The sequence below is a fragment of the Ferriphaselus sp. R-1 genome, from assembly GCF_000746095.1.
GTDB lineage: Bacteria > Pseudomonadota > Gammaproteobacteria > Burkholderiales > Gallionellaceae > Ferriphaselus.
Genome location: NZ_JQKP01000019.1, coordinates 1 through 20,633, shown reverse-complemented (window position 1 = coordinate 20,633; position 20,633 = coordinate 1). Strand labels below are relative to the sequence as shown.

The 20,633-nt window shown below is 58.9% G+C and carries 15 protein-coding genes, 3 tRNA genes and 3 rRNA genes; 2 read left to right on the top strand and 19 right to left on the bottom strand.

What is annotated here, in order from left to right:
- The 7 genes from DM08_RS10460 to DM08_RS10430 form a co-directional block, all read right to left on the bottom strand.
- Positions 1-639 (bottom strand): deoxynucleoside kinase, encoded by a 639-nt coding sequence (locus DM08_RS10460; protein WP_035384609.1) that lies wholly within the window; start codon positions 637-639, stop codon positions 1-3.
- Positions 626-1,126 carry a 2-amino-4-hydroxy-6-hydroxymethyldihydropteridine diphosphokinase gene (gene folK, locus DM08_RS10455; RefSeq protein ID WP_035384608.1) on the bottom strand — a complete coding sequence of 167 codons (501 nt, stop codon included), beginning with the start codon at positions 1,124-1,126 and terminating at the stop codon, positions 626-628. The genes DM08_RS10460 and folK overlap by 14 nt, the downstream gene beginning before the upstream one ends.
- Positions 1,123-2,478, bottom strand: a complete 1,356-nt coding sequence (pcnB, locus tag DM08_RS10450) for a polynucleotide adenylyltransferase PcnB (RefSeq protein ID WP_035384607.1) — start codon at positions 2,476-2,478, stop codon at positions 1,123-1,125. Before pcnB ends, folK begins: the two co-directional genes overlap by 4 nt.
- Before the next feature lie 43 nt (positions 2,479-2,521).
- Positions 2,522-3,280, bottom strand: a complete 759-nt coding sequence (locus DM08_RS10445; protein ID WP_035384606.1) for an ABC transporter ATP-binding protein — start codon at positions 3,278-3,280, stop codon at positions 2,522-2,524.
- Positions 3,277-4,236, bottom strand: coding sequence for a FecCD family ABC transporter permease (locus DM08_RS10440; protein WP_035384605.1), 960 nt, complete (start codon positions 4,234-4,236; stop codon positions 3,277-3,279). Before DM08_RS10440 ends, DM08_RS10445 begins: the two co-directional genes overlap by 4 nt.
- A 55-nt stretch (positions 4,237-4,291) precedes the next feature.
- Positions 4,292-4,585 (bottom strand): PsiF family protein, encoded by a 294-nt coding sequence (locus DM08_RS10435; protein WP_035384604.1) that lies wholly within the window; start codon positions 4,583-4,585, stop codon positions 4,292-4,294.
- A 130-nt stretch (positions 4,586-4,715) separates the two neighbouring features.
- The gene (locus DM08_RS10430; RefSeq protein WP_035384603.1) at positions 4,716-5,375 is read right to left on the bottom strand and encodes a histidinol-phosphatase; all 660 of its coding nucleotides are present in this window, start codon (positions 5,373-5,375) and stop codon (positions 4,716-4,718) included.
- A 177-nt stretch (positions 5,376-5,552) separates the two neighbouring features.
- Here DM08_RS10430 and DM08_RS12355 point away from each other — a divergent pair, with 177 nt between their 5' ends.
- A complete protein-coding gene (locus DM08_RS12355) occupies positions 5,553-7,310 on the top strand; it encodes a type IV pilus assembly protein FimV (protein WP_051938130.1) in 1,758 nt (585 codons plus the stop codon).
- A gap of 12 nt (positions 7,311-7,322) precedes the next feature.
- Here DM08_RS12355 and hda read toward each other — a convergent pair whose 3' ends face one another.
- Entirely contained in the window at positions 7,323-7,979 is a 657-nt protein-coding gene (hda, locus tag DM08_RS10410; RefSeq protein WP_035384599.1) for a DnaA regulatory inactivator Hda, read from the bottom strand.
- A 3-nt stretch (positions 7,980-7,982) separates the two neighbouring features.
- Positions 7,983-9,032, bottom strand: a complete 1,050-nt coding sequence (locus tag DM08_RS10405) for an AI-2E family transporter (protein ID WP_035384598.1) — start codon at positions 9,030-9,032, stop codon at positions 7,983-7,985.
- A gap of 60 nt (positions 9,033-9,092) precedes the next feature.
- On the opposite strand from DM08_RS10405, the gene purM reads away from it, so the two are divergent.
- The gene (gene purM, locus DM08_RS10400; protein ID WP_035384597.1) at positions 9,093-10,133 is read left to right on the top strand and encodes a phosphoribosylformylglycinamidine cyclo-ligase; all 1,041 of its coding nucleotides are present in this window, start codon (positions 9,093-9,095) and stop codon (positions 10,131-10,133) included.
- Positions 10,134-10,370: 237 nt separating this feature from the next.
- Here purM and DM08_RS10395 read toward each other — a convergent pair.
- From DM08_RS10395 to DM08_RS10350, 10 genes are all read right to left on the bottom strand, one after another.
- Positions 10,371-10,449 (bottom strand) — tRNA-Ile (locus DM08_RS10395).
- An 8-nt stretch (positions 10,450-10,457) separates the two neighbouring features.
- A complete protein-coding gene (gene rpoD, locus DM08_RS10390) occupies positions 10,458-12,404 on the bottom strand; it encodes an RNA polymerase sigma factor RpoD (protein WP_081908866.1) in 1,947 nt (648 codons plus the stop codon).
- 63 nt (positions 12,405-12,467) lie between these two features.
- Positions 12,468-14,201 carry a DNA primase gene (dnaG, locus tag DM08_RS10385; RefSeq protein ID WP_035384596.1) on the bottom strand — a complete coding sequence of 578 codons (1,734 nt, stop codon included), beginning with the start codon at positions 14,199-14,201 and terminating at the stop codon, positions 12,468-12,470.
- A gap of 59 nt (positions 14,202-14,260) precedes the next feature.
- Complete coding sequence (locus tag DM08_RS10380) at positions 14,261-14,707, bottom strand: GatB/YqeY domain-containing protein (protein WP_035384595.1); 447 nt, start codon at positions 14,705-14,707, stop codon at positions 14,261-14,263.
- A 37-nt stretch (positions 14,708-14,744) separates the two neighbouring features.
- Positions 14,745-14,957 carry a 30S ribosomal protein S21 gene (gene rpsU, locus DM08_RS10375; RefSeq protein WP_035384625.1) on the bottom strand — a complete coding sequence of 71 codons (213 nt, stop codon included), beginning with the start codon at positions 14,955-14,957 and terminating at the stop codon, positions 14,745-14,747.
- 170 nt (positions 14,958-15,127) lie between these two features.
- Positions 15,128-15,241, bottom strand: a 5S ribosomal RNA gene (gene rrf / locus DM08_RS10370).
- A gap of 113 nt (positions 15,242-15,354) precedes the next feature.
- Positions 15,355-18,240, bottom strand: a 23S ribosomal RNA gene (locus DM08_RS10365).
- Between the two features lie 274 nt (positions 18,241-18,514).
- Positions 18,515-18,590, bottom strand: a tRNA-Ala gene (locus tag DM08_RS10360).
- A gap of 7 nt (positions 18,591-18,597) precedes the next feature.
- A tRNA-Ile gene (locus DM08_RS10355) sits at positions 18,598-18,674 on the bottom strand.
- Positions 18,675-18,806: 132 nt separating this feature from the next.
- Positions 18,807-20,344: ribosomal RNA gene (locus DM08_RS10350) — 16S ribosomal RNA — on the bottom strand.
- Together the 16S, 23S and 5S rRNA genes with 2 tRNA genes alongside form the textbook arrangement of a ribosomal RNA operon.
- Positions 20,345-20,633 lie beyond the last annotated feature (289 nt).

The window sequence follows — 20,633 nt, the reverse complement described above, 5'->3', positions numbered from 1 at the left end:
TCAGCCGACGTTGAAATATTCGCGCGCCCCGCGCATCTGGCGGATGCGTTCCAGCAAGATGACGAAATCGTCCGGGCTGTCCACGAAGTTGAGGTTCTCGCTATTGATCACCAGCACCGGCGCGGCATCGTAATGATAGAAGAAGTCGCTGTAAGCCTGCGACAGACGAGCGAGATAGCTGTCCGAGATGGGGCGTTCGTAAGGATGGGCACGGCGATGGACGCGCTCGATCAGCGTTTCGGGCGTGGCTTGCAGGTAGATCACCAGATCGGGCGCAGGCACTTGCGGTGACAGGTGACGGAACATCTGCTGATAGAGCAGGAATTCGTCGTCCGGCAGGTTCAGGCGGGCGAACAACTCGTCCTTGGCGAACAGGTAATCGGACACCGTGCTGATCTCGAACAGGCCGGACTGGTCCATCTGCTTCATCTCGGCGACGCGCTGGAACAAAAAGGACAACTGGGCAGGCAAGGCATAGCGTGCCGGATCAAGATAGAAGCGCTCCAGAAACGGGTTGGCTTCCGGTTTCTCGAACAAGGTGGTCGCACCGGTGTGCGCGGCCAGCTTGCGCGCCAGGCTGGTCTTGCCCACACCGATGGGGCCTTCGACGACGATGTGGCGATACTTATCCAGCGACATGTTCCATCCGCTCCAGTGATTGATCGGTGCAGCCCTGCATGGCCTGCGCCGCCCGCCCGATGCCGGGAATGACGCACTCCGGCGCGATCTCCAGCAGCGGCAGCAGCACGAAGGCCCGCTTGTGCATCTCGGGATGCGGCACGGTCAGGCCGTGTTCGTGATGTTGCAGGTCGTCGTACAGCAGCACATCGAGATCGAGGGTGCGTGGCGAGTTAAGGAACTCGCGCGTACGGCCATTGACCTGCTCCAGCGCCAGCAAGGCATCCAGCAAGGCATGTGCGCCCAGCCCGGTCTCGACCTTGGCCACCGCATTGACGAAATCCGGCTGATCGAGGTAACCCACCGGCGCACTGCGATACAGCGAGGACTGGGCCAGCAAGCGCGTCTGCGGCAAGCTATCGAGGGCGCGCAACGCGCCGCGAACCTGCGCTGCCGGGTCAGCCAGATTGCTGCCCAGCCCGATGTAGGCGATGTGGGCCACGCTCATTCCCCGACCGGAGTCTCGGCGGCGGGTGCGCCGTTGGCCGGTTTCTTGCGGCGACGACGGCGTTTCTTTTGTCCGCCGTCGCTGTCCGGCACCAGCATCTCGGCGCGGCGCTCGTCCGTAGCATCCTGAAACTCGGTCCACCACTCGCCCAGCTCGGGATCGGCCTCCCCGCTCTCGCAACGCAGCAGCAGGAAATCGTAGGCGGCGCGGAAACGCGGCTGCTCCAGCAAACGGAACGGGCGCTGCCCGGCACGCTGCTCCAGTCGCGGTTGCAACAGCCACAGTTCTTTCATCGTCACATCGTAGCGGCGCGGGATGGCCAGCTTCTTGCGCTGGCGCTCCAGCACAATCTCCATCGCCTCGTTCAGCGCGGGTAGCGGACGTTCGCCGGTGGCCATGCGCTTGCTCCACACCGTCAACACCTCGTGCCACAGCAACGCGGCGAACAGGAAGGCGGGCGAAGTCGGCTTGTCGTCGCGAATGCGCCGATCAGTGTTTTCCAGCGCCAGCATGACGAAACGCTCGCCCAGCGGCTGCTCCAGAATCACGTCCAGCATCGGCAGCAGGCCGTGATGCAGATGCATGGCGCGCAGTTGCTTGACACACTCGACCGCATGGCCGGACAACAGCAGCTTGAGCATCTCGTCCAGCAGCCGCGCCTCGGGCACGTTGCTCAACAGCTCCTTCATGCCGAAGATGGGCTGCGCGGTGGCAGGGGCGATGGTCATGCCCAGCTTGGCCGACAGGCGCACCGCGCGCAACATGCGCACCGGGTCTTCGCGGTAGCGCGTGGCGGGATCGCCGATCATGCGCAGCACCTTGGCCTGAACATCGGCCACGCCCTGGTGATAGTCGAATATCTCCTGCGTGGTCGGGTCGTAGAACAGCGCATTGGCGGTGAAGTCGCGCCGGGCCGCGTCCTGTTCCATGTTGCCGAACTCGTTGTCGCGCAGGATGCGGCCATGCGCGTCGGTCTGCGCCTCCTCAGCCTCCAGCGCACGACGGAAGGTAGAGACCTCGACCGTCTCCTGGCCGAACATCACGTGTACCAGGCGGAAACGGCGACCGATGATGTGGGCGCGGCGGAACACGCGGCGCACCTCCTCCGGCGTGGCATCCGTCGCCACATCGAAATCCTTGGGTTCGCGCTGGAGCAACAGATCGCGCACCGCACCGCCCACCACGTAGGCCTTGAACCCGGCAGCCTGCAAACCATCCGTGACGCGCTTCGCGCCATAGCTGATACCGTCGCGGCTGACACCGTGCTGCTCGAACGGGATCGCCGCGCCGCTCACCGCCGACCTGGCCCTGGCCGACCGGCCAAATACGCGCTTGAACAGTTTTCTAATCATGGGTTTCGTGGGTTGAGGAATACGGCATCAAAATGACGCGCGATTATACACCGGGAAGAAAACAGCGTTCCCCTTCCACCGCGACCTCGCGCAATCGGCACTGGTAGAGGGTTTCCAGATGTTCGCGGGTCAGCAGTTCGGCGGCGGGGCCGGTCAGTGCGCGGCCATCCGGGAACAGTAGCAAGAGATGATCGCAGTTGCGCTGCGCCCACAGCAGATCGTGCAGCACCATGAGCACGGCGCGCTCTTGCAGGCCGGAAAGCAGCTTCATCACCTGCGCTTGATGGCGCAGGTCGAGATGCTGCAAAGGCTCGTCCAGCAACAGGCAGTGCGCTTGCTGGGCCAGTAACTGGGCGATGGAGGCGCGCTGGCGTTCGCCGCCAGAGAGTTGGTTGAGCGGGCGCTGCGCCAAGGCCGTCAGTTCCATGGCGGCCAGCGCCTGTTGTGCGATGGCTTCGTCCTCGGCGCTATAGCCGAATAACGCCCGGCGATGCGGGAAGCGTCCCAGCAGCACGTAGTCCTGCACCGTGCCCCAGAATTCGCCGCCTTCGTTTTGCAACAACACACCCAACTGTTGCGCCAGGTCGCGGCGCGGCATGGCAGAGATGGCAGCTTCGCCGCAGCGCACCTCGCCCGCGTCCGGCGCGTACAAACCGGCCAAGGTGCGCAGCAAGGTGGATTTGCCTGCGCCGTTCTGCCCCAGCACGCCCCAGCATTGGCCAGGCTGTACGGCAAAACTCAGGTCGCGGCAGACGGTCTTGCCGCCTATGCTCACGGTGAGGTTGCACGCTTCCAGCCTCACGCCCGCCTCCCCAGCAGCCACAGCAGCACCGGCACGCCGAGCAGGGCGGTGAAGATGCCCACCGGCAGTTGCAGTGGCGACCACAGCGTGCGCGCCAGCATGTCGGCCAGCACCAGAAAACTGCCGCCCAACAGCACGGCGCAAGGAATCAGCCAGCGGTGTGCTGTCACGCCGAGCAAGCGAATGGCGTGCGGTACCAGCAGGCCGACGAAGCCGATGCTGCCGCCCAGTTGCAGCGCCGCCACGGTGAGCAAGGCGGCTGCGAAATACAGCGCCGCCTGCCAGCGTCCGACCGCCAGCCCCAGCGCGGCGGCTTTGTCGCGCCCGCCCGCCAGCACATCCAGTCCACCCGCCGCCAGCGTCGCCGCCACGCTGACAGCGAACAACACCAGCCAGGCCGCGCCCAAGCCTTGCGGCTGCGACAGGTCGCCCATCAGCCAGAACAACATGCCTTTCACTTGCTCGGCCTGCGCCAGTGTCAGCAACAGGCTGACCAGTGCACCGCATCCGGCGGACAGCACCACGCCCGTCAACAACAAGCGATAGAGATTACGTTCACCGTGGCGAAAACCCAGGCCGAACACGACCAGAATGGCTAGCAGCGCCCCGCCCAGCGAGGTGCCCTGCTCCGCCAGCAGCCCTGCGCCCAGCAACATCGCCGCCAGCGCGCCCACTGCCGCCCCGCCGGACACGCCCAGAATGTAGGGATCGGCTAGCGGGTTGCGCAACAGTGATTGCAACAACACGCCCGCCAGGCTCAGCAAGCCGCCGCAGGCGAATGCCGCCAGCACGCGCGGCAGGCGCAATTCGCGCACGACCTGCACAGCTTCGCCCTGCCCCAGCAAGCCCTGCCACACGTCGCCCAGCGCCAGTGGCAACGCGCCGCTCACCAGCGCGCCGCCCACGGACAGGGCGGCGGCAAACAGCAGCGACAGGAACAGCCAGCGTGGATTCATCGTTCGCATAAAGAAAAGGGCGCTCACCGCGCCCTTAGTCCTGAAAAATCAGGGATCAGCCCTTCAGGCATTGGCTCATGAACGTCTTGCGCTCATCGCCCTTCTTGCCTTCGGCCTGCTTGTTGCAGTCCTTCATCTTGTTCTGCTGCTTGGCCTTGCCGTCCTCAGCCGCCGCACCGCCGCCGCTCAGACACGACTTCATGAACGCCTTACGCTCGTCACCCTTGAGCGCCTTTTCCTTGGCATCCTTGTTGCAGGTCTTCATTCTTTCCTGCTGTGCGCCTGCGAACGCGGCGGGGGCCGCGATCAAGCTCAAACCCATCACTACCAATGCGATCAATCGTTTCATGTTCGTCTCCTTGAGGGTAGGTTCAGTTCAAATCGGACTGGCACTTTGCAGTGCCGCGCCCATTATAGAGAGGTCGCCGAAAAAAGCATTAAACCTGCGCGCCTATATCCTGCACCGTCCCTCTTCGCCCTTACCACGCCAGCACTGGCCAACCGGCCTGCTCGGCATGCGCACGCAGGGTAGCATCGGGTTTCACCGCCACGGGATGCTTGACCTGTTGCAACAAGGGAAGATCGTTGAGGGAATCGCTATAGAAGGTGGATTCCGCGAAGCTCGCCCAGTTCCAGCCACGCTCCGCCAGCCACTGCTCCAGCCGGGTGATCTTGCCTTCGCGGAAGCTGGGTACACCCGCCACGCCGCCGGTGAATTCTCCATCCTTTTGCTCCGGATCGGTGGCGATCAGATGCTCGATGCCGAACTCACGGGCGATGGGTGCGGTGACGAAGCTGTTGGTGGCGGTAATGATCACGCACACATCACCCGCATCGCGGTGCCTGGCCACCAGCGCGCGCGCCTGCGGCGTGATCATCGGCATGATCTTGTCGCGCATGAATTGCTGATGCCAGCCGTCCAGCACGTGGCGCGCATGACGCGACAAGGGCTTGAGCTGAAAGTCGAGGAACTCGTGGATGTCCAGCGTGCCCGCCTTGTACTGTTCGTAGAAACGCAGGTTCTTCGCTTCGAACAACTCGCGGTCGAGCACACCGATAGAAATGAGGAATTGCGACCACTCGAAGTCGCTATCGCCATCCAAAAGGGTGTTATCCAGGTCAAACAGGGCAAGATTCACTTCAAAACTCCGATATCCGGTCGATAAGGCACAAGCGGCTTGGCAATGCGTGCGGGCATCGGGCTATAATGCCGCGCGCAAGGGGGCTGTCTCCGCGAGGGCGCAACGATACCAGATTCGCGCCACGACGGAGCAGATCGGCGCAGGACTAGGCCGCAGAATAAGTAAAGGGATGGCATGGATTCCGTTCAAAGTCAGCACACCATTCGGGCGCATACGGTGCCCACCTGGGTGCTTCGTCACTCGACCCCGCTGGGATTGGCACTGGCGCTAGCGCTGCCTTGCCTCGCCCAGGCCATCGGCATCGGCGACATCGTGCTGCAAAGTCACCTGGGTGAGCCGCTCAAGGCCAAGGTCTCGCTGTCTCTGGGAGACAATGAGGCGATCAGTGCAGACTGCTTGGCGCTAACCACCCCTGACACCGGCTCGCCCGATGACTTTCTCACCCAGGCCAGCGTGTCACTGCAACAGGACAAGGGCACGACGGTACTGATCCGGGGCCACCAGCCACTCAACCAGATGTTCGTCCGCTTGCAACTGCAAGTGCGCTGCCCCGGCCAGGGCAGCGTCAGCCGAACGTTCACGGTACTTCCCAGTCCGGAAGCTGCGCCTGGTGCACTCCCGACCGTAGATACTAGCCCCATCCAGAGCCCGACCACCGGCACCGCCACGCCGATCAAGGCCAGACCCGCGAGCCGACCGGTCAGCGCACCCAGCCCCCGTCAGTCCAACCGTAACCCACGGGCTGCCACGAAACTGGCGCAAGCCTCCGATGACCGATCCGCGCCCATCACTCGGAAGGCGCCCGAAATCGGAGAGTTCCACCTGCGCTTATCCACCAGCGTGATCGACACCAGCCGCATCGGAAAGCTGGATGAGGCGGAACGCAACAAGATACTGGCTCAGCAACGCCAACTTGATCAGGACGATCAGACAGCTAGCTTCCTCGCCTTGCAGCACCAGGTGGTAGAGCTACAGGAAGAGCTCAAGCTCATGCGCTTGCAGATGGCACAGGGTATAACGCCTGCCGCAGGGTCGGCTCCAGCGCCCGCCCGCCCGGCCTCGGCTCCCGCCGCCGCTGCCCCGGCCAAACCTGCCGCTCCGGCTGCGCCTCCCCCCCCGGAACCCGACACCGGGCTGGTCGGCAACCTCACTCTGGCACTGGTCGCCATCCTGCTGTTGCTGCTGGGCCTGCGCCAATACAACAAACGGTTGAAGTCACAATGGACGGGCGCAAGCATCGTGCTGGAAGATGGTGAGGTCGACCCGGTGCCAGCACCGGTTCAGCCCGCCCAGCCCAGCCCGCTGACCGAGGCCACTCCCCCCCAGTCCGACAAGGTGCCTGCTCCCGCCGCCGCCCCCGAGTCCGTACCGGTGCCGGTGCCGCCGACACAAGCTGCCGTAACCGAGCCTCAACAGGAATCGGACTGGGTGATCGAAGAGGCTGAGCTGTACGCGGTACACGGCCACCCCGAACTGGCCATCCAGATTCTGGAGAAGTTACTCGAACAGTCGCCGGACAAACCGCAAGCCTGGCTACTGCTGCTTTCCATCCTGAGTTCGCTGGACCGTCGCGAGGATTTCGAGCAGGCGGCCCACCGCTTCGCCACCCTCGATACCGAGCAGACCTACTGGAAAGAGGTGCAGGCTTTGGGACAGCGCATAGACAGGGACAACCCGCTGTACTTCGGCGAGGTCACCGAAGTCCATGAGCCGGTACTGCTGAGCAAGGCCAACCGCCGCCCTCTGGGCGCGATACTGCTGGATATCGGTGCGCTGTCGGAAGAGCAGCTGATGGACGCACTGGCACAGTTCAATCCCAGGCGCGATGGACGCATCGGCGCGTTCCTCATCAAGCACGAGCTGATCGACAACGAGCAACTGGAGGAGGCTTTGCGCATCCAGCGTGCTGAACGGGAAGCGGACGCAGCCTGAACCCGTGGCAGACTACCGCTCTGCCACCTGCATCACTTCCTTCAACAGCGGTATCGAAGGCCAGCGCTTCAGGCGCAGACATAGTTGGTCGAGCGCATCCAGCGTCGCCAGCAAGGCAGGCAGATCGCGTCGACCATAACGCAGCAGGTATTGAATGACCTCCACCGGTAACTCCAATCCGCGCGCGCTGGCGTGACGTTGCAGCGCCTGCGCCTTCTCTTCCTCGCTCAGGCCGTGAACCTGATAGACCAAGCCCCAACCCAGACGAGTACGCAGATCGTCGCGCAGCTCCAGCTGCAGCGGCGCCGCCGGACCGCTCACCAGCAGCAGTCCGCCACTCTCGCGCATCCGGTTGTACAAGGCGAACAGTGCGATCTGCGCCTCCCCGTCCAGCGCCTGCACATCATCGACCGCAATCACGCTGGCCGCTGACGGGACGCGGGCAACAGCATATTCCGCATCCAGTCCCAGCTCGCGCGCCGCGCCCACCAGAGCCTGCAACAAATGGGACTTGCCGCAACCGGTTTCGCCCCACAGGTAAATGCTGCGCTCGCCCTCACCCAGCAAGGCCTGGCGCAACAGGGTCTGCAACTCGATGTTATGTCCGGGCACGAAGTTGTCCAGCGTCGGCGTATGGTCGGGCGCGATACCCAGCAACAGTTGGTTCATCGCTCAGTCCCGGTACAGGGCGCTGGCCAGATAGCCGTTACGCGCATGACGCAGGCCGACCAGCAGTACAGCGGAGAGCGGCAGCGCCAGCAATACGCCGAAAAAGCCGAACAACTGGCCGAATGCCAGCAAGGCGAAGATCACCGCCAGCGGATGCAGACCGATGCGCTCACCCACCAGCCAGGGCGTGACCACCATGCCTTCCAGCAACTGACCGATGCCGAACGCCGCCCACACAATGACCACGCGGGTGAAGTCGTCAAACTGCATGGCAGCCGCCAGCGTGGCCAGAGCCAATCCGGAGACCATGCCCAGATAGGGCACGAATACCAGCATCCCCGCCAGCAAGCCTATGGGCAGCGAGAACTCTAGGCCGGTGAGACTGAGTGCGAGCACGTAATAGACAGACATCAGCGCCATCACCGAGAGTTGGCCGCGCAGGAATTCGGCCAGCACGCCGTCCACTTCGCCGGAGATCTGGCTGACCTGGTCTTTCAGGCGCAAAGGCACCAACTCGTTCAGTTTGCCCAGTAATAGCTCCCAGTCGCGCAACAGGTAGAACAGCACCACGGGAATCAGCAACAGATTCATCAGCAAGGCGAACAGCGCCGCACTACCGCCGCCCAGCCAAGGCAGCAGCTTGCCCGCCACGCCGCCCGCGTTCTGCCAGTGCGACACCAGCCAACTGCGCAAACCGGCGGCGCTGGCATCGTCGCCCAGCACTTGCTGCAACTGTGGCAACCAGCGCTGGCGCAGTTGCTCATACCAACCCGGCACCTGCTCCACCAACAGCGCCGATTCCTGCTGCAACAGGGGCAGCATGATGAGCAACAGTCCGGCCAATAGCGCAACCAGCCCCAGCATCACCACGATGGTAGCCAGCGTGCGCGAGCAACCCCAGCGGCACAGCCGCGCCGCCAGGGGATTGGCGATGTAGGCGAGGATGGTCGCGGCGACGAAGGGGGTCAGGATGGGGCTCAACAGATAGAGCAGCGCCAGCGCAGCCAAAAGAACGGCCAGCCATTGCAGTGCAGCGAAGCGTTGCGGGGTCATTTAAGGTAAAATCCGGCGAAATTTTGCCGCACTTTATCCTGAAGAAAGCGAGAACTCAACTTGAACCAGAACGCCTCCCTCTCCTACCGCGACGCCGGTGTAGACATCGACGCCGGTGACCAGCTGGTCGAAAACATCAAACCTTACGCTAAACGCACCATGCGCCCCGAAGTGTTGAGCGGTATCGGCGGCTTCGGCGGCTTGGTCGAGATCTCCAAGAAGTACAAGGAACCGGTGCTGGTGTCCGGCACCGACGGCGTGGGCACCAAGCTGAAACTGGCTTTCGAGTTGAACCGCCACGACACCGTCGGCATCGACCTCGTGGCCATGAGCGTCAACGACATCTTGGTGCAGGGCGCGGAACCGCTGTTCTTCCTCGACTACTTCGCCTGCGGCAAGCTCGACGTGCCCGCCGCCACCGAAGTCATCAAGGGCATCGCCAAGGGCTGTGAGGATTCCGGCTGTGCCCTGATCGGCGGCGAGACCGCCGAGATGCCCGGCATGTACCCGGTGGGCGAATACGACCTCGCGGGCTTCGCCGTCGGCGTGGTGGAAAAGAGCAAGATCATCACCGGCGATACCATCGTCCCCGGCGACGTGGTGCTCGGCCTCGCCTCCAACGGCGCGCACTCCAACGGCTATTCGCTGGTACGCAAGATCATCGCTCGCTCAGCCCCCGACCTGAACGCGCCTTTTGACGGCGAACGCAGCCTGGCCGACTGCATCATGGCTCCTACCCGCCTCTACGTGAAGCCGCTGCTCAGCCTGATGCAAGCCATCACCGTCAAAGGCATGGCCCACATCACCGGCGGCGGCATCACCGAAAACGTGCCGCGTGTGCTGCCCGAGAACGTCGTCGCCGACATCGATGCGGCGAGCTGGCAAATGCCCAAACTATTCCGCTGGCTGCAAGAAGGCGGCAACGTCGAAGCCCAAGAGATGTACCGCACCTTCAACTGCGGCATCGGCATGGTCGTCGTCGTCGCAGCCGCCGATGCCGAAGTCGCCATCGCCCACCTGCGCGCCACAGGCGAAACCGTCTCCCAGATCGGCGTGGTTCGCCCGCGCAGCGGCGACGAACATCAGACACAAGTAAAGTAACTCTCGTCACGGGTGCTGGCCAGCCCAGCACCTAATCTACCGCCAGACTGCGCACGGCACACAACACCCAGGGGGGCGCCTTCAGCCTGTCCTCTGGTTGCTTTGACACGCGCGGCACAGATTCAACAACCTCAACGTGCTGAAAACTCAGAACGGGTCGCAAATCTGCTCAATGGCACAAATATGACACAGCAGGAAAACAAAAGGGGCCAAGCAATAGCTTGGCCCCTTGATTGTTGGTGGGCCTCCCGTGAGTCGAACACGGCACCAACGGATTATGAGTCCGCTGCTCTAACCAAGCATGAGCTAGAGGCCCTTTGAAGATCAGCCCTCGCCGTCGAGGAAGCTCTTTAGCTTCTCGGAGCGGGACGGGTGACGTAGTTTGCGCAGCGCCTTGGCTTCGATCTGGCGAATACGCTCGCGAGTCACGTCGAATTGCTTACCGACTTCTTCCAGCGTGTGGTCGGTGTTCATTTCGATGCCGAAGCGCATGCGCAGCACTTTAGCTTCGCGCGGCGTCAAGGAATCGAGGATGTCCTTGGTGACGGTGCGCAGGCTCTCGTAGACCGCCGCATCCACCGGCACGGTGGTGTTCTGGTCTTCGATGAAGTCGCCCAGATGGGAGTCGTCGTCGTCGCCCACCGGGGTCTCCATCGAGATCGGTTCCTTGGCGATTTTGAGGATCTTGCGGATCTTGTCTTCCGGCATCTCCATCTTCTCGGCCAGCGTCGCCGCATCCGGCTCGTTGCCGGTCTCTTGCAAGATCTGGCGCGAGATGCGGTTCATCTTGTTGATGGTCTCGATCATGTGCACCGGGATACGGATGGTGCGCGCCTGATCCGCGATGGAGCGGGTGATCGCCTGGCGGATCCACCAGGTAGCGTAGGTCGAGAACTTGTAGCCGCGACGATATTCGAATTTGTCCACGGCCTTCATCAGGCCGATGTTGCCTTCCTGGATCAGGTCGAGGAACTGCAGGCCACGGTTGGTGTATTTCTTGGCGATGGAGATCACCAGACGCAGGTTGGCCTCGATCATGTCGCGCTTGGCGCGGCGTGCCTTGGCTTCGCCGTTGGTCATCTGCTTGTTGATCTCCTTGAGATCCTTGATCGGCAGACCGATGCGCTTCTGCACGTCCAGCAGCTTCTGCTGGTGCTCCATGATGTCGTACTTGAAGCGATCCAGCGTCGGGCTATACGCCTTGCCGGCGGCGATCTCGCCGGGGATCCATTCCAGATTGTCCTCGTTGCCGACGAACATCTTGATGAAATGCGGGCGTGGCATCTTGGCCTTGCTCACGCAATACTCTTGGATACCGCGCTCGTGGCCGCGCACTTCGTCGACGAGATTGCGCATGGTGTCGCACAGCGCGTCCACTTGCTTGGCCGAGAAGCGGAACTGCATCAATTCGGTAGATATCTGTTCCTGGAACTGGTTGTACTGTTTGCTGCGGTAGCCGTGCTTGTCCGTGGCCTTGTTGAGCTTGTCGAACAGATCGGAGATGATGGCGAAGCGCTCCAGCGCATCCACCTTGAGTTGAGCCAGGTTAGCGGCAGAGACGGCCTCACCGTCCTCCTCTTCCTCCTCCAGTTCGTCCGCCTCATCTTCGGTCTCTTCCGGCTCATCCTCGGCGACGACCTCTTCCTCCGCATCGCCATCGATGAAGCCATCGATCACTTCATCGATGCGCAACTCGTCCTTGGAGACTTTTTCAACCAGCGTCAGGATCTCGATGATGGTGGCGGGACAGGCGGAAATCGCCTGGATCATGTGCTTAAGGCCATCTTCGATGCGGCGGGCGATCTCGATCTCGTCTTCGCGGGTAAGCAGCTCGACCGTACCCATCTCGCGCATGTACATACGCACCGGATCGGTGGTGCGACCGAACTCGGAATCGACCGTCGAGGACAGCGCCGCCTCGGCCTCTTCGACGGCATCTTCATCCGCCACGGGTGCCGTCGCTTCGGACATGATCAGGGCTTCAGCATCCGGTGCCTCGTCGCACACGGTGATGCCCATATCGTTGATCATGCTGACCACACCCTCGATCTGCTCGGCTTCGAGCATCTCGGGCAAGTGGTCGTTGATCTCGGCATACGTCAGGTAGCCACGCTCCTTGCCCAGAGCGATCAGTGCCTTGAGGCGCGTGCGTCGCTCTTCGACATCCTGCACGGCGTCCACGCCGTCCGTGCCGGCCTGCAGTGCCTGCTGCTTGGCAAGTGCTGCCTGTTTGGCGCTGACCGCCTGTTTCTTGTCCTGTTTAGCCGCCATATCCGAGTTCCGTGGTAAGAGTGCCGCTGAAAAGCGGCGAATTATAGCAGAATCCTCAGCGAATCACCCTTGCTGCAACAGCTGCAGATACAGTGCCCGCTCCTGCTCAGAAAGGCCGCTCAAACCTGCCTCCCGAATGCGCGCATGAAATTCATGTAGCTGCTGCTTGCGCGCGTCCTTGCGCAGTTTTTCGAGCACGCCGTGGAACTCGGCAACGACATCGAAGCTCTCGCCCCAGCCGAGTATGTCAGCCTCGGCTGCGACCAGCGCCGACTCGTGCTCCGTCCCTTGAAAGCGCTGAATCACCGCCGCCGTGCTCGGGCGAAACTCGTGCTCCCCGAGATAGGCCACCACCGCCATCACAGCTTCGGCACCAGCCCCTTCCACCTCCCAGCTTTCCGGCAGCTCATGTGCCAGCTCCGGCCTGATCAACAGGCAACGCAACAAAGCATTCAAACCTCCCGAGGGAGCCGCCCTGTGCGCCTTGGCGGGTGTCGGGCGACGCGGCCTAACCAGCGACTTGATGCCATACAGCGCTTCCAACTCGTCCAGGGCGATACCTGCCAGGGCAGCAACCTCCTTGCGGAGCAAGAGCGCCGTGCTCGGTGCGGAGATTGCGACCAGCAGAGGTTTGGCATATTCCAGCAACGCGCTCCTGCCTTCTTGGGTCGCCAAATCCACCCGCGAACCCAGCTCCCGCAACAGGTAGCCAGACAGAGGCAACGCTTCATCGCCGAGCAAATGCTCGAACGCTTCTTTGCCAAACTCCCGTACATAGCTATCCGGATCATGCTCAGGCGACAAGAACAGAAAGCGCAACTGTTTGCCATCCTGCAAGTGCGGCAGCGCATTCTCCAGCGCACGCCAGGCGGCACGCCGCCCCGCCGCGTCGCCATCGAAACAGAACACGACCTGATCGGTCATGCGCAGCAGTTTCTGGATGTGATACGGAGTGGTCGCAGTCCCCAGCGTCGCCACGGCATATTCGATGCCGTGCTGCGCCAGTGCGACCACATCCATGTAGCCCTCGACTACCAGCGCCATACCCTCGGCGCGTATCGACTTTTGCGCCTGGAACAGGCCATACAGCTCACGCCCCTTTTCGAACAGCGGGGTTTCCGGCGAATTCAGATATTTCGGTTCGCCCTTGTCCAGTACCCGGCCACCAAAACCGATGACCTGGCCTCGACCGCCGACGATGGGAAACATGATGCGATCACGAAAACGGTCATATTTCTTGCCGCCGTCCGACTCGATGACCAAACCAACCTCGGTCAGGGATTTACTCGGGTAATCAGGAAACACCGCCGCCAGACTCTGCCAGCCATCTGGCGCATAGCCCACGCCAAAGCGCTTGGCGATCTCGCCTGACATGCCGCGCGTTTTGAGGTACTCGACCGCACGTGGCGATTGCTTGAGCTGTTCGATGTAATACCTGGTCGCCGTCTGCATCACATCGAACAGGTCTGGCTCCACTCTGGGGCGCTGTGCCGCATCGGCACGTTCTTCGCGGGGCACCTCAAGACCGATGCTCTTTGCCAGCTCCTCGACCGCATCGACAAAGCCCAGCCCCACATGCTCCATGACGAAGTTGACCGCCGAGCCATGGGCTCCGCAACCAAAGCAGTGATAGAACTGCTTACTGGGACTTACCGAGAACGAGGGGGATTTTTCATTGTGGAACGGACAGCAAGCGACGTAATTCGCACCGGCCTTTTTGAGCGGGACATAGCGCTCAACCACCTCGACGATGTCCAGCCGATTCAGCAGCTCTTGAATGAAACTCTGGGGAATCATCTCAAATCAGCTCCTGAGCCTAGCCCGTCAACCCTGACGAGCCGTACGCTTGAACGAGGTTATTTGGCGAGGTGGGCCTTGAGCAGTACAGAGACCTTGCCCATATCGGCACGACCGGCCAGCTTAGGCTTGAGCACAGCCATCACCTTGCCCATGTCCTGCGGGCCTGCAGCTGCAACAGCCGCGACACATTCAGCCACGACACCGGCAATCTCAGACTCGTCCAGCTGCTGCGGCATGTAGGTTTGCAACACCGACACTTCGGCCTGCTCAACCTCCACCAGATCTTGGCGAGCTGCCCCCTGATACTGGGAGATCGAATCGCGACGCTGCTTGAGCATCTTCTCGATCACGGCAACCACAGCGACATCGTCCAGCTCGATACGCTCGTCCACCTCCCACTGTTTGATAGCGGCAAGCAAGAGACGGATCGTACCCAAGCGGGCCGAGTCTTTGGCGCGCATGGCCGACTTCATGTCGTCACTGATCTGTGTTTTCAGGCTCATAAATGAATCACGCCACCTTGCGGTGGCGCGTACCGTCTTAGTACAGCTTAGGCGGCAGCATCTGGCTACGCAGACGCTTGTAGTGACGCTTGACAGCAGCGGCGAGCTTGCGCTTGCGCTCGGTGGTGGGCTTCTCGTAGAACTCGCGGGCGCGCAGTTCGGTCAGCAGACCAGTCTTTTCCACAGAACGCTTGAAGCGACGCATTGCGACTTCAAACGGCTCGTTTTCCTTAACACGTACTGTTGTCATGAACAAACTACCTTTGATTGGGTAAAAAATTGAGGGCGCGATTCTAACAAACCAACCCAGATTCCACAACTACATTTTTCAGCTTAACTATCAGAGCACTAGGGCGTTTTTGGTACGGCGTTCTACCAAAGCAAAAAGCCCAGATAACTCTGGGCTTTAGCTTATAAGGAGTCTGACGATGACCTACTTTCACATGGGTAATCCACACTATCATTGGCGCGAAGTCGTTTCACTGTCCTGTTCGGTATGGGAAGGAGTGGGACCAACTTGCTATGGTCGTCAGACATAACTGTCGGCTGACTGGAGTCTCGTGGGAGAGGCCAGTCGGCCATTGTTCTGGTCGAAGTAAAGAAGGTTTCGATTGTTGCGAGCAACACTTGCAACTGCTTAATGTTATAGGATCAAGCCTCACGAGCAATTAGTATCAGTTAGCTTAACGCATTACTGCGCTTCCACACCTGACCTATCAACGTCCTGGTCTCGAACGACTCTTTAGGGGCATCTAGTGCCCAGGGAAGTCTCATCTTGAGGCGAGTTTCCCGCTTAGATGCTTTCAGCGGTTATCTCTTCCGAATTTAGCTACCCGGCAATGCCATTGGCATGACAACCGGTACACCAGAGATTCGTCCACTCCGGTCCTCTCGTACTAGGAGCAGGTCCCCTCAAACTTCCAACGCCCACGGCAGATAGGGACCAAACTGTCTCACGACGTTTTAAACCCAGCTCACGTACCACTTTAAATGGCGAACAGCCATACCCTTGGGACCGGCTACAGCCCCAGGATGTGATGAGCCGACATCGAGGTGCCAAACTCCCCCGTCGATATGAACTCTTGGGAGGAATCAGCCTGTTATCCCCAGAGTACCTTTTATCCGTTGAGCGATGGCCCTTCCATACAGAACCACCGGATCACTATGACCTGCTTTCGCACCTGCTCGACTTGTCAGTCTCGCAGTTAAGCTCTCTTTTGCCATTGCACTATCAGTACGATGTCCGACCGTACCTAGAGAACCTTCGTACTCCTCCGTTACAATTTGGGAGGAGACCGCCCCAGTCAAACTGCCTACCATGCACGGTCCCCGATCCGGATTACGGACCTAGGTTAGAACCTCAAACACATCAGGGTGGTATTTCAAGGATGGCTCCATAAGGACTGGCGTCCCTACTTCAATGCCTCCCACCTATCCTACACAGATCTGTTCAAAGTCCAATGCAAAGCTACAGTAAAGGTTCATGGGGTCTTTCCGTCTAGCCGCGGGGAGATTGCATCTTCACAAACATTTCAACTTCGCTGAGTCCCGGGTGGAGACAGTGTGGCCATCGTTACGCCATTCGTGCAGGTCGGAACTTACCCGACAAGGAATTTCGCTACCTTAGGACCGTTATAGTTACGGCCGCCGTTTACTGGGGCTTCGATCAAGAGCTTGCACCCCATCACTTAACCTTCCAGCACCGGGCAGGCGTCACACTCTATACGTCCACTTTCGTGTTTGCAGAGTGCTGTGTTTTTATTAAACAGTCGCAGCCACCATTTCACTGCAACCCCATCGACCTTCGAGAGCAAGTCTCTACAATCTACCGGGGCGCACCTTATCCCGAAGTTACGGTGCTAATTTGCCGAGTTCCTTCACCCGAGTTCTCTCAAGCGCCTTAGAATTCTCATCCTACCCACCTGTGTCGGTTTGCGGTACGGTCTCAATATAACTGAAGCTTAGTGGCTTTTCTTGGAAGCTTGGTATCAGCAACTTCGCGCCTCAAGGGCACTCGTCATTACGCCTCAGAATTGACCTCCCGGATTTGCCTAAGAGATCTCCCTACACGCTTAAACTGCCTATTCCAACAGACAGCTTGCTTAACCTTCTCCGTCCCCACATCGCATTACATTGAGGTACAGGAATATTAACCTGTTTCCCATCGACTACGCTTTTCAGCCTCGCCTTAGGGGCCGACTCACCCTGCTCCGATGAACGTTGAACAGGAAACCTTGGGTTTTCGGCGAGGGAGCCTTTCACTCCCTTTATCGCTACTCATGTCAGCATTCGCACTTCTGATACCTCCAGCATTCTTCACAGAACACCTTCGCAGGCCTACAGAACGCTCTCCTACCATATGTGTAAACACATATCCGCGATTTCGGTGCATAGTTTGAGCCCCGTTACATCTTCCGCGCAGGACGACTCGATCAGTGAGCTATTACGCTTTCTTTAAATGATGGCTGCTTCTAAGCCAACATCCTGACTGTTTTAGCCTTCCCACTTCGTTTTCCACTTAACTATGTCTTGGGGACCTTAATCGGCGGTCTGGGTTGTTTCCCTTTTGACACCGGACGTTAGCACCCGATGTCTGTCTCCCATGCTCGCACTTCTCGGTATTCGGAGTTTGCAATGGTTTGGTAATCAGCAATAGACCCCTAGCCATAACAGTGCTCTACCCCCGAGAGTGATACATGAGGCACTACCTAAATAGTTTTCGGAGAGAACCAGCTATTTCCAAGTTTGTTTAGCCTTTCACCCCTATCCACAGCTCATCCCCTAACTTTTCAACGTTAGTGGGTTCGGACCTCCAGTTGGTTTTACCCAACCTTCATCCTGGCCATGGATAGATCACTTGGTTTCGGGTCTACACCCAGCAACTATCGCCCTTATCAGACTCGGTTTCCCTACGCCTCCCCTATTCGGTTAAGCTCGCTACTGAATGTAAGTCGCTGACCCATTATACAAAAGGTACGCAGTCACGGAACAAGTCCGCTCCCACTGTTTGTATGCATACGATTTCAGGTTCTATTTCACTCCCCTTCCGGGGTTCTTTTCGCCTTTCCCTCACGGTACTGGTTCACTATCGGTCGATTACGAGTATTTAGCCTTGGAGGATGGTCCCCCCATGTTCAGACAGGATTTCTCGTGTCCCGCCCTACTTGTTCCAAACCTATTTCCACTCCTGAGTTTTCGTATACGGGGCTATCACCCACTATGGCCAGCTTTTCCAAGCTGTTCTACTAACTGTGAAGCTAAAGTTTGCAGGCTGCTCCGCGTTCGCTCGCCACTACTTGCGGAATCTCGGTTGATTTCTTTTCCTTCAGCTACTTAGATGTTTCAGTTCGCTGAGTTCGCTTTACCCTGCCTATGTATTCAGCAGGGAATGACCCAAAGGGCCGGGTTTCCCCATTCAGAGATCTGCGGATCAAAGCTTTATTGCCAGCTCCCCGCAGCTTTTCGCAGGCTTACACGTCTTTCATCGCCTGTAATCGCCAAGGCATCCATCATATGCACTTATTCGCTTGACCCTATAACGTTAAGCCCTCCTAAGAGGTCAACGTTACAAGTGTTGTTTGTCTCGCGTTTGTGACCGCATCGATACGACTAGCATCAATACGGCTTGATACAATCAAAACCCATTTAGTTTTTCCACTCACATGCGCACAGTTACCTGTACCCACGTCAGTGAGAATCACTTTCTTTACTTCTTCCAGATTTTTAAAGAACTACTTGCGTCATAAGACTCAAGACATAAATCATCATTTCGATAATCATTTATGTCTTGTGACTCGTACCAGGTAATGGTGGAGGTTGACGGGATCGAACCGACGACCCCCTGCTTGCAAAGCAGGTGCTCTCCCAGCTGAGCTAAACCCCCTTTTACTTGGTGGGTCTAGTTGGACTCGAACCAACGACCCCCGCGTTATCAACACGGTGCTCTAACCAGCTGAGCTACAGACCCAAACGCAGTCGTTCGCCACTCGCCTTCGCTGTCAGTTAAAGCATTCACTGTTTTAACTAACGGCTAACGACTCATAACTAACAACTTCTTAAACAACCGATGAGTGTAGGCACTCGGATCAAGATACTCTAGAAAGGAGGTGATCCAGCCGCACCTTCCGATACGGCTACCTTGTTACGACTTCACCCCAGTCATGAAACCCAGCGTGGTAAGCGCCCCCCTTGCGGTTAGGCTACCTACTTCTGCCAGATTCCACTCCCATGGTGTGACGGGCGGTGTGTACAAGACCCGGGAACGTATTCACCGCGACATGCTGATCCGCGATTACTAGCGATTCCGACTTCATGGAGTCGAGTTGCAGACTCCAATCCGGACTACGATCGGCTTTCTGGGATTGGCTCCACCTCGCGGCTTGGCAACCCTCTGTACCGACCATTGTATTACGTGTGAAGCCCTACCCATAAGGGCCATGAGGACTTGACGTCATCCCCACCTTCCTCCGGTTTATCACCGGCAGTCTCATTAAAGTGCCCAACTAAATGATGGCAATTAATGACAAGGGTTGCGCTCGTTGCGGGACTTAACCCAACATCTCACGACACGAGCTGACGACAGCCATGCAGCACCTGTGTCCAAGTTCCCTTTCGGGCACTCCCAAATCTCTTCAGGATTCTCGGCATGTCAAGGGTAGGTAAGGTTTTTCGCGTTGCATCGAATTAATCCACATAATCCACCGCTTGTGCGGGTCCCCGTCAATTCCTTTGAGTTTTAATCTTGCGACCGTACTCCCCAGGCGGTCAACTTCACGCGTTAGCTGCGGTACTAAGGAAGTCTCCTCCCCCAACACCTAGTTGACATCGTTTAGGGCGTGGACTACCAGGGTATCTAATCCTGTTTGCTCCCCACGCTTTCGTGCATGAGCGTCAGTATTGACCCAGGGGGCTGCCTTCGCCATCGGTATTCCTCCACATCTCTACGCATTTCACTGCTACACGTGGAATTCTACCCCCCTCTGCCATACTCTAGTCTTGCAGTCACAAACGCCGTTCCCAGGTTAAGCCCGGGGCTTTCACGTCTGTCTTACAAAACCGCCTGCGCACGCTTTACGCCCAGTAATTCCGATTAACGCTCGCACCCTACGTATTACCGCGGCTGCTGGCACGTAGTTAGCCGGTGCTTCTTCTGATGGTACCGTCATCAGCTGCAGGTATTATCCGCAACCTTTTCTTTCCACCTGAAAGAGCTTTACAACCCGAAGGCCTTCTTCACTCACGCGGCATGGCTGGATCAGGGTTTCCCCCATTGTCCAAAATTCCCCACTGCTGCCTCCCGTAGGAGTCTGGGCCGTGTCTCAGTCCCAGTGTGGCGGATCATCCTCTCAGACCCGCTACGGATCGTCGCCTTGGTGAGCCTTTACCTCACCAACTAGCTAATCCGATATCGGCCGCTCCGACAACGCAAGGCCATTGCTGGTCCCCTGCTTTCCCCCTCAGGGCATATGCGGTATTAGCGTAACTTTCGCTACGTTATCCCCCATTGCCGGGTACGTTCCGATATATTACTCACCCGTTCGCCACTAACTAGAGAGCAAGCTCTCTAATCCGTTCGACTTGCATGTGTAAAGCATGCCGCCAGCGTTCAATCTGAGCCAGGATCAAACTCTTCAGTTCAATCCAACTTTTGATCGGCTTTCGCCAATCGGTCTCACTCAAAATAAATCGACTTGCGTCTTTTCATATATAAGCGAGGTACTTCAGTATTTATATAGTATGCATCCATGACCTAAGCCATCGATACTCCTCAACCCAAGCACCTACACTCATCAGTTGTTTCTTCTATCTTTTAAGGAACTTAACCACTCCGCTTTCGCTTCGTAGTCGCTGCCTCAGCAGCGAAGAGGTGCGCATTATAGGGACTAAAAATTTCTTGTCAACTTAATTTCGCACTTCGTTTTTTCTT